Source organism: Citrobacter sp. C348, from assembly GCF_047467975.1.
In the GTDB taxonomy this organism is placed as follows: domain Bacteria; phylum Pseudomonadota; class Gammaproteobacteria; order Enterobacterales; family Enterobacteriaceae; genus Citrobacter; species Citrobacter gillenii.
Genome location: NZ_JASJUJ010000006.1, coordinates 281,403 through 296,602, shown reverse-complemented (window position 1 = coordinate 296,602; position 15,200 = coordinate 281,403). Strand labels below are relative to the sequence as shown.

The 15,200-nt window shown below is 53.2% G+C and carries 13 protein-coding genes; 8 read left to right on the top strand and 5 right to left on the bottom strand.

What is annotated here, in order from left to right:
* Positions 1 to 124 precede the first annotated feature (124 nt).
* The 6 genes from dld to QNN86_RS13910 all read left to right on the top strand — a co-directional run bounded on the left by dld (position 125) and on the right by QNN86_RS13910 (position 6,912).
* On the top strand, positions 125 to 1,822 hold the full coding sequence (gene dld / locus QNN86_RS13935) for a D-lactate dehydrogenase (RefSeq protein ID WP_414211298.1): 1,698 nt from the start codon (positions 125 to 127) through the stop codon (positions 1,820 to 1,822).
* A gap of 130 nt (positions 1,823 to 1,952) precedes the next feature.
* The gene (locus QNN86_RS13930) at positions 1,953 to 2,672 is read left to right on the top strand and encodes a (Fe-S)-binding protein (protein WP_279277312.1); all 720 of its coding nucleotides are present in this window, start codon (positions 1,953 to 1,955) and stop codon (positions 2,670 to 2,672) included.
* A gap of 10 nt (positions 2,673 to 2,682) precedes the next feature.
* Complete coding sequence (locus QNN86_RS13925; protein ID WP_414211296.1) at positions 2,683 to 4,110, top strand: LutB/LldF family L-lactate oxidation iron-sulfur protein; 1,428 nt, start codon at positions 2,683 to 2,685, stop codon at positions 4,108 to 4,110.
* Complete coding sequence (locus QNN86_RS13920) at positions 4,103 to 4,798, top strand: LutC/YkgG family protein (RefSeq protein ID WP_414211294.1); 696 nt, start codon at positions 4,103 to 4,105, stop codon at positions 4,796 to 4,798. The genes QNN86_RS13925 and QNN86_RS13920 overlap by 8 nt, the downstream gene beginning before the upstream one ends.
* Positions 4,799 to 5,513: 715 nt before the next feature.
* Complete coding sequence (locus QNN86_RS13915) at positions 5,514 to 5,714, top strand: hypothetical protein (protein WP_096758446.1); 201 nt, start codon at positions 5,514 to 5,516, stop codon at positions 5,712 to 5,714.
* A gap of 190 nt (positions 5,715 to 5,904) precedes the next feature.
* Complete coding sequence (locus tag QNN86_RS13910) at positions 5,905 to 6,912, top strand: porin (protein ID WP_096758445.1); 1,008 nt, start codon at positions 5,905 to 5,907, stop codon at positions 6,910 to 6,912.
* 63 nt (positions 6,913 to 6,975) lie between these two features.
* On the opposite strand, the gene QNN86_RS13905 is transcribed toward QNN86_RS13910, so the two are convergent.
* The 4 genes from QNN86_RS13905 to QNN86_RS13890 form a co-directional block, all read right to left on the bottom strand.
* Positions 6,976 to 7,377 (bottom strand): hypothetical protein, encoded by a 402-nt coding sequence (locus QNN86_RS13905; protein ID WP_181695035.1) that lies wholly within the window; start codon positions 7,375 to 7,377, stop codon positions 6,976 to 6,978.
* 191 nt (positions 7,378 to 7,568) lie between these two features.
* Entirely contained in the window at positions 7,569 to 8,756 is a 1,188-nt protein-coding gene (locus QNN86_RS13900) for an MFS transporter (RefSeq protein ID WP_414211291.1), read from the bottom strand.
* A gap of 123 nt (positions 8,757 to 8,879) precedes the next feature.
* Positions 8,880 to 10,160, bottom strand: a complete 1,281-nt coding sequence (locus tag QNN86_RS13895) for a DUF445 domain-containing protein (RefSeq protein WP_115259549.1) — start codon at positions 10,158 to 10,160, stop codon at positions 8,880 to 8,882.
* Between the two features lie 75 nt (positions 10,161 to 10,235).
* Positions 10,236 to 11,162, bottom strand: coding sequence for a LysR family transcriptional regulator (locus QNN86_RS13890; RefSeq protein ID WP_414211289.1), 927 nt, complete (start codon positions 11,160 to 11,162; stop codon positions 10,236 to 10,238).
* Positions 11,163 to 11,386: 224 nt separating this feature from the next.
* On the opposite strand from QNN86_RS13890, the gene QNN86_RS13885 reads away from it, so the two are divergent.
* Complete coding sequence (locus tag QNN86_RS13885) at positions 11,387 to 12,619, top strand: dicarboxylate/amino acid:cation symporter (protein WP_279271320.1); 1,233 nt, start codon at positions 11,387 to 11,389, stop codon at positions 12,617 to 12,619.
* Between the two features lie 32 nt (positions 12,620 to 12,651).
* A complete protein-coding gene (gene metC / locus QNN86_RS13880; protein ID WP_117342374.1) occupies positions 12,652 to 13,842 on the top strand; it encodes a cystathionine beta-lyase in 1,191 nt (396 codons plus the stop codon).
* Positions 13,843 to 13,937: 95 nt separating this feature from the next.
* Here the strand turns inward: metC and mdtM are convergent, their stop codons facing one another.
* Positions 13,938 to 15,179, bottom strand: a complete 1,242-nt coding sequence (gene mdtM, locus QNN86_RS13875) for a multidrug efflux MFS transporter MdtM (protein ID WP_181517562.1) — start codon at positions 15,177 to 15,179, stop codon at positions 13,938 to 13,940.
* Between the last annotated feature and the right edge of the window lie 21 nt (positions 15,180 to 15,200).

The window sequence follows — 15,200 nt, the reverse complement described above, 5'->3', positions numbered from 1 at the left end:
CCGAAAGAAATAAACCAGGGTATTGCATGTAAGTAATGATTGGGGGATTATTTTGTTTTGTCATACAAATGGATCTATCGCCATTTTCGATTGCCCTGATATAAGGAGCGGAGAGCCGCCCTCCATGAAAAACACTGATAATCAATCCTTTTTGACTGCACTTATCCAACGGGTTGGCCCCGCTTACGTCCTTACCGATCCGTCCAAAACGGCGCGTTATCGCAAGGGCTTCCGCTCGGGTCAGGGCGAGGCGCTGGCGGTGGTGATCCCCGGCTCTCTGCTTGAACTGTGGCAGGTGCTCAAGGCCTGCGTGGAGGCCGATAAAATCATTCTGATGCAGGCCTCAAATACCGGCCTGACGGAAGGCTCCACGCCGAACGGCAAGGGCTACGACCGCGACATCGTTATCATCAGCACACTGCGGCTCGACAGTTTGCACGTGCTGGATGAGGGCAAGCAGGTGCTGGCCTATCCGGGCACTACGCTGTATTCGCTGGAGAAGGCGCTGAAGCCGTTTGGCCGCGAGCCGCATTCGGTGATTGGCTCCTCCTGCATTGGGGCGTCGGTGATTGGCGGTATCTGCAATAACTCCGGCGGTGCACTGGTTCAGCGTGGCCCGGCGTACACCGAGATGTCGCTGTTTGCCCGCGTGGATGAACAGGGACAGCTACAGCTGGTCAATCATCTGGGTATCGAACTGGGCGAGACGCCGGAGCAGATCCTCGCCCGCCTGGATAACAACGCGATTGCGCGTGCTGACGTCAGTCATGACGGGCGTCACGCGCACGACCACGACTACGTGACCCGCGTCAGAGACGTTGATGCCGACACCCCGGCGCGCTACAACGCCGACCCGGATCGCCTGTTCGAATCCTCAGGCTGCGCGGGGAAACTGGCGGTGTTTGCCGTGCGTCTGGACACCTTTGAAGCTGAGAAGAATCAGCAGGTGTTCTACATTGGTACCAATCAGACCTCGGTGTTGACGGACATACGCCGCCATATGCTGGCGACGTTTACACACTTACCGGTCGCCGGTGAGTATATGCATCGTGATATCTATGATGTTGCAGAGAAATACAGCAAAGACACCTTCCTGATGATCGACAAACTCGGCACCGACAAAATGCCGTTTTTCTTTAATCTGAAGGGGCGCACCGAGGCCATGCTGGAGAAGGTGAGGATTTTCCGCCCGCACTTTACCGACCGCGCAATGCAGACATTCAGTCATCTTTTCCCGAGCCATCTCCCGCCACGCATGAAAACCTGGCGTGACAACTACGAGCATCATCTGATGCTGAAAATGGCAGGGGACGGCATCGGCGAAGCGCAGGCGTGGTTAACCGAGTACTTTAAAACGGCAGACGGAGATTTCTTTGCCTGTACCCCGGAAGAGGGCAGCAAGGCGTTTCTGCACCGTTTTGCCGCGGCGGGGGCCGCCATTCGCTATCAGGCCGTTCATTCTGATGAGGTTGAGGATATTCTGGCGCTGGATATTGCGCTACGCCGTAATGATACCGAGTGGTATGAACATCTGCCGGCTGAAATTGACAGTCAGCTGGTGCATAAACTCTATTATGGCCACTTTATGTGCCATGTGTTCCATCAGGATTATATCGTTAAAAAAGGCGTTGATGCGCACGCGTTAAAAGAACAGATGCTGGAACTGTTGCGCCAGCGCGGGGCGCAATATCCGGCGGAACATAATGTCGGGCATCTGTATAAAGCCCCGGAAAACCTGGCGCGGTTTTATCAGGAAAATGACCCGACCAACAGTATGAATCCAGGAATTGGTAAAACCAGTAAGCGTAAAAACTGGGCCTGACGAACAGACAATAAAACAGTAAAGGTCAGGTTTCACCGTTTTATAAATGGCCAGTTTTTACTATTGAATTATTACCGGGCGGCAATGTGCCGCCGGTTTTAAAAGGCAATGAAGCAATGGGGTATTTATTGTGAATGTAAATTTCTTTGTCACCTGTATTGGTGACGCGCTGAAATCACGGATGGCACGCGATTCCGTATTGTTGCTGGAAAAGCTCGGCTGCCGCGTTAATTTCCCCGAGAAGCAGGGGTGCTGCGGTCAGCCCGCCATTAACAGTGGCTATATCAAAGAAGCCATCCCGGGGATGAAAAACATGATCGCCGCGCTGGAGGAGAACGACGACCCGATTATCTCTCCGGCAGGCTCGTGTACCTATGCGGTGAAAAGCTACCCGACGTATCTGGCCGATGAACCTGCATGGGCATTGCGCGCCGAGAAGGTCGCCGCGCGCATGCAGGATCTCACCTCTTTTATTGTCAACAAACTGGGCGTCGTGGACGTCGGTGCCAGCCTGCAGGGCAGAGCGGTTTATCACCCTTCGTGCAGCCTGACTCGCAAGCTGGGCGTGAGAGAAGAGCCGCTCACGCTGTTGAAAAACGTACGCGGTCTGGAGCTGTTAACCTTTGCCGATCAGGACACCTGCTGCGGATTTGGCGGCACTTTCTCGGTCAAAATGGCCGAAATATCCGGCGAGATGGTGAAAGAGAAAGTCCTGCATCTCATGGATGCGAAACCGGAGTATTTGATTGGTGCCGACGTTAGCTGCCTGCTGAACATTGGCGGCCGACTGCAGCGTGAAGGCCAGCCGGTCAAAGTGATGCATATTGCTGAAGTGCTGATGAGCCGCTGAGGGGAAAGAGATGTCGATAAAAACCAGCGATGTAGAGTTTAAAACGCGCATTCGCCAGCAAATTGACGATCCGATTATGCGCAAAGCCGTGGCTAACGCGCAGGGGCGCATCGGCGCGAACCGGCAAAAAATGGTCGATGAGTTAGGGCACTGGGAAGAATGGCGCGACCGTGCCAGCCAGATCCGCGATCACGTTCTGAGTAACCTCGACGCCTACCTGTATCAACTCTCTGAAAAAGTCACGCAAAACGGCGGGCACGTCTATTTCGCGAAGACTAAAGAAGAGGCCACCCGCTATATTTTGCAGGTCGCGAAAGCGAAAAACGCGAAGAAGGTGGTGAAGTCCAAGTCGATGGTGACCGAAGAGATCGGCGTTAACCACGTGCTGCAGGATGCCGGTATTCAGGTGATCGAAACCGATCTGGGCGAATATATTCTCCAGTTGGATCAGGATCCGCCTTCGCATGTGGTGGTCCCGGCTATCCATAAAGATCGCTATCAGATCCGTCGCGTGCTGCATGAGCAGATGGGCTATGACGGCCCGGAAACGCCAGAAGCGATGACCTTGTTCATCCGCCAGAAGATCCGCGAGGATTTCCTCAGCGCTGAAATTGGCATTACCGGCTGTAACTTCGCGGTGGCGGAGACCGGCTCAGTTTGCCTGGTCACCAACGAAGGTAACGCGCGGATGTGTACCACGTTACCGAAAACGCACATTGCGGTGATGGGCATGGAGCGCATCGCGCCGACGTTTGCCGACGTGGACGTGCTGATCACTATGCTGGCACGCAGTGCGGTGGGCGCTCGTCTGACGGGCTATAACACCTGGCTTACCGGGCCGCGCGAGGCGGATAACGTCGACGGGCCGGAAGAGTTTCACCTGGTGATTGTGGATAACGGTCGCTCGCAGGTGCTGGGTTCTGAGTTTCGCGATGTGCTGCGCTGCATCCGCTGTGGAGCCTGTATGAACACCTGCCCGGCGTATCGCCATATTGGCGGGCACGGCTACGGCTCTATTTATCCAGGGCCTATCGGGGCGGTGATCTCTCCGCTGCTCGGCGGCTATAAAGATTTTAAAGACCTGCCTTACGCCTGTTCACTGTGCACGGCCTGCGACAGCGTTTGTCCGGTACAGATCCCACTGTCAAAACTGATCCTGCGCCATCGCCGGGTAATGGCCGAGGAAGGGATTACCCCGAAAGCGGAACGTCGGGCGATCAAAATGTTCGCTTATGCCAACAGCCATCCAGGGTTGTGGAAGGTCGGCATGATGGCCGGTGCCCACGCGGCGAGCTGGTTTATCAATGGCGGTAAAACGCCGCTCAAGGTTGGCGCGATTGGCGACTGGATGGAAGCGCGCGATCTTCCTGATGCTGACGGAGAGAGTTTCCGTAGCTGGTTTAAGAAACATCAGGCGCAGGAGAAAAAGAATGGATAACCGTACCGCGTTTTTAAACACCGTTGCCCAGGCGCTGGGCCGTCCGCTGCGGCGGGAACCGCAGGCCGAAGCCGCTCCGGTGAACAACTATGCGAACGAGCGGCTGACTGAACTCAGCCCCGAGCTGCGCTGCTCTGCGTTTGTGCAGTTTGCCAGCGAGGTGATGCTGGCGCAGTGCGAACTGACCCATGAGGCGCAGGCCCCTGAGGTGGCGTTACGTCTGTGCCAACAGCTGGGGCAGCAGCCAGTGGTGGTCAGCGGCGACAGTCGGCTGGCAGAAATGGGGATAACCGAGCGTTTGCAGCAGGAATGTAACGCCGTGGTCTGGGATCCGGCGCGTGGAGCCGAGAATATTGTTCAGGCCGAGCAGGCGAAAGTTGGTGTGGTGTATGCCGAGTATGGCCTGACGGAGTCCGGGGGCGTGGTGCTGTTTTCCGCTCCAGATCGCGGGCGTTCAATCAGCCTGTTGCCCGAGTCCTCTATTTTCGTGCTGCGTAAAAGCAGCATCCTGCCGCGCGTGGCGCAGCTGGCGGAGATTCTGCATCAGAAAGCGCAGGCCGGGGAGCGTATGCCGTCGTGCATTAACATCATCAGCGGGCCCAGCTCAACGGCGGATATTGAGCTTATCAAAGTGGTCGGGGTGCATGGTCCGGTGAAGGCGGTGTATCTGATTATTGAAGATTGTTGAGATTCGTGAATAAGACCGCTCTGGCGTTGTAGCCCAGAGCGGGATGACATTCCGCACTCTGCGGACTCTCCTTTCGCAAGGGATCGCCTGAAAATGGCGTCCTGGTCCGCGCTTTCCTCTGCGGTTTAACGTCCCTGCACCTGTTTTTTCTGCTGATAAAATCGGCGTACAACATTGTTTCCAGTCACCGCAAGTGGCGATTTTTACGCCGTTACGCGGCTGGTAAAATTGATCTAAATCAATTTAAATCGACTTATTTTTAAAAGCGAAAGAATGCAATGTTTACTAAAATTTTACCTTTCCGTGCTTATTTTTCGACAACGCAGGCGACAACGCAGTGAGAATCAACGCGATTTACGCAGCGGATAGCACCGAAAATCAATGCAAAAAGGCATATAAAAACAGGGGTTTTAGGTAAAAGTAGACATTAAACACGTTATGTAACCTATTGGCTGGAATGATGTTTTGATGGGGGGTTATCACCCATGCGGCTGGCGTCTTTTTTTTAATCTAATGAGCCACAATGAATGCGCGTAAAGTAAAAATTACACATTATTCTACAATCAAGTTATCTTTCATTTGAAATGGCGTTCCACTTTTAAGTGATTTATTAACAGTTTCATTACTATTGTGCATTTTTTTTGCCGTTGACATGTTTTTACACTGGCTGCATATTTCATCGCCATAAGCGTATTATTGCGTTCAGGAGATGACAATGCCTTCTCGAGATTATCCCGATAGTCGAAAAGCCAGAGGTACCCGCTCGAAAGATATGGTTCTTTTAAGTGCGCGTGTCGATACCTCTTTGTGGGAATACGTTCGCACGCTGGCATTTGAAACACGAAAAAGCAAACAAGATATTATTGCTGAAGCATTAATGCTACATCGCTCTATTAATGAGAGTGACTCTCAGTAATACATGCTATCACGCTCTGTCTGGGTTTTATTTATATTCCCAATAATGATATATGCCTTGCTACGTCCTTAATAATTTTACTGGTGTGTTATTTGTTTTCCCCTTGTTCAATAGGGGGCTTTTTTATGTTGGCGCGCCGCCCGCATAACAAAGTTGATAGCAAAATTCACAATTAAAAGTGAGTAAAAAAATGAAAAAGACAGCAGTGGCATTAGCCGTGATGGCATTAGGGGTAACGTCCGTTCATGCAGCGGAAATTTATAACAAAGATGGCAATAAACTGGATTTGTACGGCAAAGTTAAAGCAGTACATACCTGGACTGACGGCACCGACGCCGACGGTACTTATGCGCGTCTGGGTTTTCGTGGTGAGACACAAATTAACGATCAGCTGACCGGTTATGGCCACTTTGAAAGTCAGTTTGATGCCGCTGGAGCAGAAGGTTCTCAGGATGGTATTAAAACACGTCTCGCGTTTGCTGGCCTGGATTACGGTCACGACGTTAGCTTTGACTACGGTCGTAACTACGGTGTCGCTTATGACGTGGGATCTTACACTGACGTTCTTTCAGAGTTCGGCGGTGATTCCTATGAAAATACTGACCGCTTCCTTACTACACGCACTTCTGGCGTTGCAACACTCCGTACCAAAAATCTGTTTGGTGCCGTTGATGGTGTAAACCTGGCGGCGCAATACCAGGGTCAGGATGATACCGATGCGGACCCGGCTAAACAGCACGGCAATGGCTACGGCTTCTCTCTGGGTTATGACAACATCGCGGACTCTGGCGTGTCTGCCATCGCGGCTTACTCTACCAGCGCGGTAACTGCTGAGCAGAAACAGCAGGGCTGGGAAGGTGATAACGCTGAATTCTGGGGTGCGGGCCTGAAGTATGATGCCAATGCTGTCTATGTGGCGACGATGTACGGTGAATCCCACAACCTGATCCAGAATGCCAACAAAGCGCAGCACTTTGAAGCGATGGCGGCCTATGTGTTTGATTTTGGTCTGCGTCCGAACGTGGCTTACGTCCACTCACGTGACACTGACAACACTGACCTGACCGAGTATGTGGCGCTGGGTACCGATTACTACTTCAACAAAAACATCGTGGCCGATGTGGGTTACAAGTTTAACCTGCTCAATGGCCAGGACGGTGACAACGAAGTTGTTGCTGGCCTGACCTACCAGTTCTAAGTTTTTGTTATGTCATGAAAAAGGCGTCTCTGGTCAGACGCCTTTTTTACATTGCTTTTCCTGTCAGGCAGGCTGCTGCGGGTTGCCACGCACTTCGCTAAATAACCACTTCCAGATCCCCACTTTTACCCATGCCACCACGCAGAAAATGAGATAAAAAAGGGGTTTATGCGTAATCGAAACGCGCATTACTTCCATCAGATCTACATGTAAATTTCCGGCGATGGCCATATTAATGACGAATATAGAGGCAATGGTACTGGCCAGCAAAATAAGAATCGCTTTGACGGTGCCTATCTCTGGCCACTTTCCGGCAGCCCACTGCCAGAGAAAAATCGTGGTGAGTACAAATATAATAAACAGCCCTGCGGCCCCGAAAAAGCCGAAGTCTTTATAGTCCTTCATGGTACTAAATAAGCTGATGATAATAATCAACCCAAGTATGATCTTTTTAAACCACGACATGTACTGTTCCTGAATATGCTGTTGATGTTGTATGGATATGTCCATTTTTACTCATTTTATGTTTATTCTACAAATGAGTTAAGACGGATTATAAAGTGTCTGGAAAATGAATTATTGGTTATTTGTGGATTATGAAATGTTGACATTTAATTGCGGAGTAATCCGAATTTAAGATTTTTTAGAGGGGAGGGTTATACTTCTTTAGGTGTAAGAGAGAGCTGTTTATAGCATTGTACTGCACTAATCAGTGCAGCAAAAAATAGCGCCACTGCACCACACAGCGTAGCGTTGATAATGGCGACAGCACCGCTTCCCAGCAGGCTGGTTAATAGCGGCCCGAGAATTTGCCCAATGCCGTACGTCAGCGTCACCAGTCCCAACAGGTTAATGTTTCGCGGCACGCTGAGTTGGCGGGCGAGCGGCATTACCAGTGAGGTGGTTCCCATAAAGGTTGCGCCAAAACCGATACTGCTGAGAACCAGCAGGAACAACGAGTCGCTGGCAAGTGTTAACACCACGCAGGCGCTTTGGGTCAGCAGATTGGCTGTCAGGCATTGCAGGACTCCCCAACGTTTTGCCGCCCATAGCCAGCCGAAACACCCCGGAATGATTGCGATGCCAACCAGCGACCACAGGTGTACGGTCAGCAGTGGCGAACCGGCATTTTTCGCCATCAGCGGCAGGTAAGTGGCGACAATGATGTAGCCAAAACCGGCCAGCCCGTAAAGCAGCGCCAGCAGCCACCATGACATCGGTTGATGCGCGGATTTTGCCAGTGGTACGGCGGGCAGCACGCGGTCACGAGAGGGGAGCAGTACGACCAGCAGCAGAAGGAGTAAGCCAGAAAGGACTCCGGCACCCAGCCACAGCGTGTGCGATGACAGCGCAAAGCGTAAACCAGCGATGACATACTCATTGCCGAGAAAAATGCCGGTCCCGACGCCGGAGAACAGGGCCGCAATCACAAACGGATGACGGGTATGCTGCAGAACCACCATCGAACCAAAGATCATCATGCCGGCACTGGCGACACCTGCCAGAAAGCGGATCGCCATCATCAGTGCGGGCAGGGTAAAAAGCGCCATCGCCAGGATAAGTCCGGTGGTCGCGAGCGCAGAGGCTAATAGCATCGGACGCAGGCGTGAAGGCAGGTGAAACAAGCCAAAGGAAAACAGCAGGCTGCCTGCCAGATACCCGGCGTAGTTGGCGCTGGCAATCCACGAGAGTTGGCTAAAGGTAAACTGACCTTCAGTCAGCAGCACCGGCAGCATTGGCGTATACAGAAAGCGGCCAATCCCCATGCCCAGCGTCAACACCAGCAGGCCAAACAGCGCGATGCGGATGGAATGATGATTTGAACCAGGACTTCCCTGCGGCATGCAGACGCTCACTTCACGCTGTTATGTTGATGTTTGTTATATTACATGCGCAAATGATAATTAAAAGTTAAATAACGCAGGATTTATCGTCAGAGGATTTTTTTTCAGATCCATTTTTTCTCCTTAAAAATTCGGCAGCGTGAGCAGGGACGGAAGTTGCGACAACAGATATAACACCAGCCCGATAGAGCCGCCAACCAGCGTGCCGTTGACGCGAATAAACTGCAAATCTTTGCCGATGTTGAGCTCAATTTGTTGCGACATCTCCCGTGCATCCCAGCTTTTGACCGTGTCGCTGATGTGGCGCGTCAGGAAGGTAGCGAACTCCGGTGCGACTTTTTTCGCAGCCTGCTCCAGGTGTTCATTCAGCGACGCACGCAGGGCACCATCGGCAACCAGCGTTTCGCCAAACCACTGTCCGGCGCTGGCAATGCGTTGTTTCACGCGAGAATCATCGGCGTTAATGTCGGTTTTCACCCACTGACGCAGATCCGCCCACAACTCGCCGAGATAGCGGTTAAAGGCTTCGTCCTCTTTCAGGTAGCTTTTGAGGCTTTCTGCACGTGCGGCCATGTCAGGATCGTGTTTGAGCTTATCGATCAGGTTCAACGTGGCGCGATCGAAGGCGTGGCGGATCTGATGCGCCCGATCGTGACTGATGTCATCCAGCAGGGAGTTGACCGCATCAGAGACCAGCTCGGCGCTGTGTTCACCGAGCCATTCGGTTGGCAGGATCTTCGCTTTGAGCGGATGTTCGGTCTCCAGCCAGCGCACAATCTGCTGGGCGATAAACGCCCGCGAACTGTCGCGCTGTAGCAGGGCGATCAGCTGCGTAATCAGCGTGTCGAGCAGCACCTGGTGGCGGTTGTTTTTGGTCATGCTTTCCAGCATTAATGCGCTGGTGCCGGAGAGATCGACCTTGTCGATAGCCTTATGCACCGCGCGTTTGATCAGCCGCTGGATGCGGGCGTCGTCGGTCAATTCGAGAAATCCGCTCATGATCTGCAGCAGATGCTGGCCGATGCGCCGGGCATTTTCCGGTTGGCTGAACCAGTTGCCAATGAGCAGCGCCGGTTCATGGCGGCGAATCAGCGCCACCAGTGACTGGGTGTCGAGGAATTTTTCCTGCACGAACTGACCCAGGTTTTCGCCGATGCGGTCTTTATTACGCGGGATAATCGCCGTATGGCGCGAGATAAACGGGATCGGTACCCGGCGAAAAAGCGCGACCACGGCGAACCAGTCCGCCAGCGCGCCTACCATCGCCGCTTCGGCAATCGCTTTGATCCCGAGCACCCAGAAGTTGGGTGGCAGAAACAACGTGATGACGAAGGTCGCGGCAGCAATCAGCAGCAGAGAGAGCGCCAGTCGCTTGGCGCGTTTGAGTTCAGCAATTTTATTCATAGACTTAAGGATAGAGCCAGACGGGGGGAACGTGCAAAAATTGTGGCACGCCTCCCATTTTTAGACTGAACGATCTTATCCTGGGATCCAGTTGTCCCACGCGGGTAACGGACCGAGTTCCGCCACCAGAAAATCGATAAACGATCGTACCTTCGGATTACTGTACTTGCTGGGAAAATACAGCGCATACAGGGCGTGGGTTTCACAGGTGATGGTGCCGTCGAGCATCAGCGGCGTGACCTCTTCTTTTTGAATATGATCGCCAATCAGATAGGTGGGTAAATACGCCACGCCCTGATCTTCTAACACCGACTTCAATAACACCAGGCTGCTGTTGGCCTGGATCGGCATATGCAGCTTCAATTGATGCAAACGATCCTGCTCGTCTGCCACTTTAAGCACTGGCGTGAGGCCGGGGTAAACCAGGCAATCATGATTCACCAAGTCGCTGCGACGCTGGGGCATCCCTTTTTTTGCGAGGTATCCCGGCGACGCGCAGTACGCCCAGCGGATAGGGACCAGTTTAAGCATGGCGTAATTCTGCGGCGGCGCGGTGGAAATGCGCAGGGCGATGTCGAAATCGGTTTCGTTCAGATTGACGAAGTTATCGTTGAGATCGATGTACAGATTCACATCCGGGAACTGGGTACGATATTTATCCACCAGGTTTACCAGTCGCGAATAACCAAAGGCAATGGAACAGGTGATGCGTAATTCGCCCTGCGGGCTGTGGTAATAACCGGAGGTAGTATTCAGCGTTTCATCAAACTCTGTCAGTAGCTTATTGGCGCGGTTAAATAAATATTGCCCGGCATCGGTCAGGGTAATACTGCGGGTGGTGCGTTTAATTAACGTTGTCCCCAGCGTGTCTTCCATCGCCGTCAGGCTTTTGCTCACCGCGGAAGGCGAGACGTTGAGCTGCGCGGCAGCCTCCGATAACCCTCCGCAGTCAACGATTTTGACGAAAAATTCCAAATGCTTGAGTGAAATCGGCGTACCCATAATTTCCTTTAATTCACAAGTGATTTGCAAAAACGGTACGAATAGGCCGTTACATTCGCATTTTAAACATGCAACTATTGAATCACAGGAAACAACTCGCTGGCAAAATGAAAAAATAACAGGTTAAGTGAGTTGCATCACAAAATATAAGGAGGTAGGCCTGAAACGCATCAAGTTGTGAATGTAGTCTCATTAAAAATTATATAATTTAAAAGGTACCCATTATGTGGTCACGACTCGAACCCTACAGATCGTCGATTATTTTATTATTTGCTCTGGTTATTGGCGGCTTATTAGGTATTTATGCCCCGACGTTTGCCAGCACACTCCAGCCAGTCGGTCAGATATTCTTAAACCTGTTATTTATGATCATCGTGCCGCTGGTGGGGATCAGCGTCATGTCTTCTATCGCCAGTATGACCGACCTGAAAAGGCTGGGACGCATTATGGCGATTATCTTTATTGTTTCGATCGCGATGGCCTTTATTCCGGCTGCCGGGATTGTGGCGCTGGCGCTATGGTACAACCCGGCGCAGGGCGTCACTATCGATCTCTCGCAGTCCGTGCAGGCGGGCAGTGGCAAGATGGATTTTGTCAGCATGATCACCACCAATGATTTTATCGGACTGTTTTCGAAGTCCAATATTCTGGCGCTGATCGTCATGGCGATCATTGCCGGTGTGGCGATTGGGCAATCAGATCAGGCGGGGAAACGCATTGCGTCACTGCTGGAAGATGCCAATACCGTGATCATGAAGATCGTCTCTATCATTATGAAAGTGGCGCCGATTGGTCTTGGTTGCTATTTCGCTGCGACCATGGCCAGCCAGGATTCCGCGCTGCTGTTAACCTTTGCCCGCGCCATTGGCCTGTTTATGGTCGCCACGCTGGTCTACTTTGTTTTCGGCTCAATTCTCTATTCGTATATTGGCGGCGGTGTTCCGGCGGTCAGAGCCTTCTGGCGTAATGCGATTGAACCTTCTGCCACCGCGCTGGGAACCTGTTCTTCACTGGGCACGTTACCTGTCACGCTGCGCGCCGGTAAGGCGATGGGGATTAACCCGGAAATCGTCGATGTCTCTATTCCGTTATTGGTTAACCTGAACAAAGGCGGCGTGGCGATGATTGCCGCGCTGAAAATTGTCTTTATTTATTCCGTGCTCGGCATACCGTTCACCACCGAGACCTTCTTCCTGACCATGCTGATTGCCGTGCTCTCCGCCATTATCGTCGGCGGCGTACCGGGCGGCGCGTTTCTGGGTGAGATCTTTATTGTCACCACGCTCGGGTTGCCGATGGAAGCGATCCCGATGCTGGTGGTGCTGGGTACGATTACCGATGCGCCCGCCACGCTTATCAACGTGATCCATGATTTGAACGCGGCACAAATTGTTGAGCGGTTTGCTGGAAAAAAGCAGAACGACGCTGAAATCAACGCGACCGCCGCTGCGGTATAGGTTTGCACACGGATTAAGAAACAGGAGATGTTATGAAAGACGCAATGAAGATTGAAACCCAACTGGTCGTCGCCGGACGTGACAAACGTTACACCCAGGGGGCGGTGAATCCGGTTATCCAACGCGCTTCTTCGCTGGTGTTTGATACCGTGAAGGATAAAAAATTCGCTACCGCCAATCGCGCTAACGGGGAACTGTTTTATGGTCGTCGCGGTACGTATACCCACTTCGCTTTTCAGAAGGCGATGAGCGAACTGGAAGGCGGTGCGGGCTGTGCGCTGTACCCGTGCGGTGCCGCGGCGGTTACTAATGCGATTCTGGCGTTTGTGCAAAGCGGCGATCATATCCTGATGACCGGCGCGGCCTATGAGCCAACCCAGGATTTCTGTAATAAGATCCTGAGTAAATTCAACGTGGAAACCACCTATTACGATCCGCTGATAGGCGCAGGTATCGTCGATTTTCTGCGCCCTGAGACGAAAGTGGTGTTTCTGGAATCGCCCAGTTCAATCACCATGGAAGTCCAGGACGTGCCGGGAATGGTGAAGGCGATCCGCGCAGTGAACCCGGACATAGTCATCATGATCGACAACACCTGGGCGGCGGGCGTACTGTTTAAGGCGCTGGATTTCGGCGTGGATATTTCCATTCAGGCGGGGACGAAATACACCATTGGCCACTCGGACGGCATGCTGGGCACGGCGGTGTCCAACGCCCGCTGCTGGGATCGTCTGCGTGAGAACTCGTATTTGATGGGGCAAACGCTGGATGCCGACACGGCGTATAACGGCAGCCGCGGACTGCGCACGCTGGCGGTACGTCTGAAACAGCATCAGGAAAGCAGTATCCATATTGCCCGCTGGCTGTCGGCAAGACCGGAGGTGGCGCGGGTGAACCATCCGGCGTTACCGGAGTGTCCGGGCCATGAGTATTTTCAGCGCGACTTTGCCGGTAGCTCGGGCCTGTTCTCGTTTATCCTGAAAAAGCGCCTGACTGATGAACAGATGGCGAATTTCCTCGATAACTTCTCGCTGTTCCATATGGCCTATTCGTGGGGCGGATTCGAGTCGCTGATTCTGGCTAATCAGCCGGAGGAGCTGAACAGCATTCGCCCGGCCGGGGATGTCGACTTCAGCGGCACGCTGGTCAGGGTGCATATTGGCCTGGAAGATGTCGGTGATTTGATTGCCGATCTGGACGCCGGGTTCGCGCGTATCGCGTAATGTGATGTGATGTGATGTGATGTGATGTGATGTGATGCGGCGCCAGCACCTTATCCGGCCTACCACGATGGCGTAGGTCGGATAAGCATGGCTGGTTAGTTTTCCGTGGCTAACGTCGTGGCCTCGTGCTGACGTACCCGCTTCAACAATCCGGCGAGCGTGAATATCACGACAATACCTGCGACAACCGCCAACAGGTGAAACGAAATCCTGCCGCCGTTAAACCACAGCCAGCGCCCGATCTCGACAGAAACCGCCATTACCGTCAGGATCACCATATTCAGCGATGCGGAGACCGTGCCCTTCGGCAGGTTGTTGGAAAACAGCGTAAAACGGAACAGCGTCGGGAAAATCATCCCGATACCAAATGCATACAGACTGGTGCCCAGCACCGACCACAGCCAGACGTGCGGCCAGAGTAAATTGCCACCAATCAGTATCGCCAGCCCGCTCAATTGGACAGGTGCCGCCCACCAGATAAAGCGCGGCCTTGTCGGGTCCTTCACAAATCGCACCACCACCATATTAGCGACGATAACCGCCCCAAATACCGGAGCCTGCGCCCAGGCAAACTGCGAGGTGGTCATGCCGCCCGCGTCGATCAGGATCACCGGCGATACCGCCACCCAGCTCATCATCGGGATGTAGCTCAGCGATAGCGTGGCGGCCCCAAACAGGAACACCCGGTTGCGAAATACATCGCGAAAATCCCGCAGTACGCCGCGTGCGCTGAACGGCACCGAGCCGCGCTGCACCGTTTCCGGCATCGCCAGCAGCAGGCCAATAAAGGCGACCAGGCCCATCGCGGCAATGATGGCAAACAGAACCTTCCAGTGGACAAAGTGCATCAGCGCCGCCCCGGAGAGCGGGCCGATGACCGGCGCCACCAGCACAATGGAGGTGATGATGGCCATCAGCTTGATGGCCTTTGTCTGGCCAAATGCCTCCTGCACCGTGACGTAGCCGACGGTGGCGATAAAGCAGATGCTGGTGCCCTGCACAACGCGTGCAATCAGAAACTGCGTCATTGAGGTGGTGAACAGTGTAGCCGCGCAGGCAAGGGTGAAGATGAGCGCGCCGGTAATCAGCACCGGCCGGCGACCAATTCGATCGGAAAGCGGACCTAACAACCACTGTAGCGCCATCCCACCCGCCAGATACAGGCTAACCGCAGCCGGTGCCAGGCTGACATCAGCGTTGAAATCCCGCACGACATTAATGATGCCGGGTTGGATCAGGTCCGTTGACAGGTAGGCGGCGAAGTCGTACAGAATCAGCGCGATGGGGAAAAAAAGCGTCGTGGCGCGTTGCGAGAAAAACGCGAAAATCCGTTGCATAAAACAGCTCCTTGTCGGGAG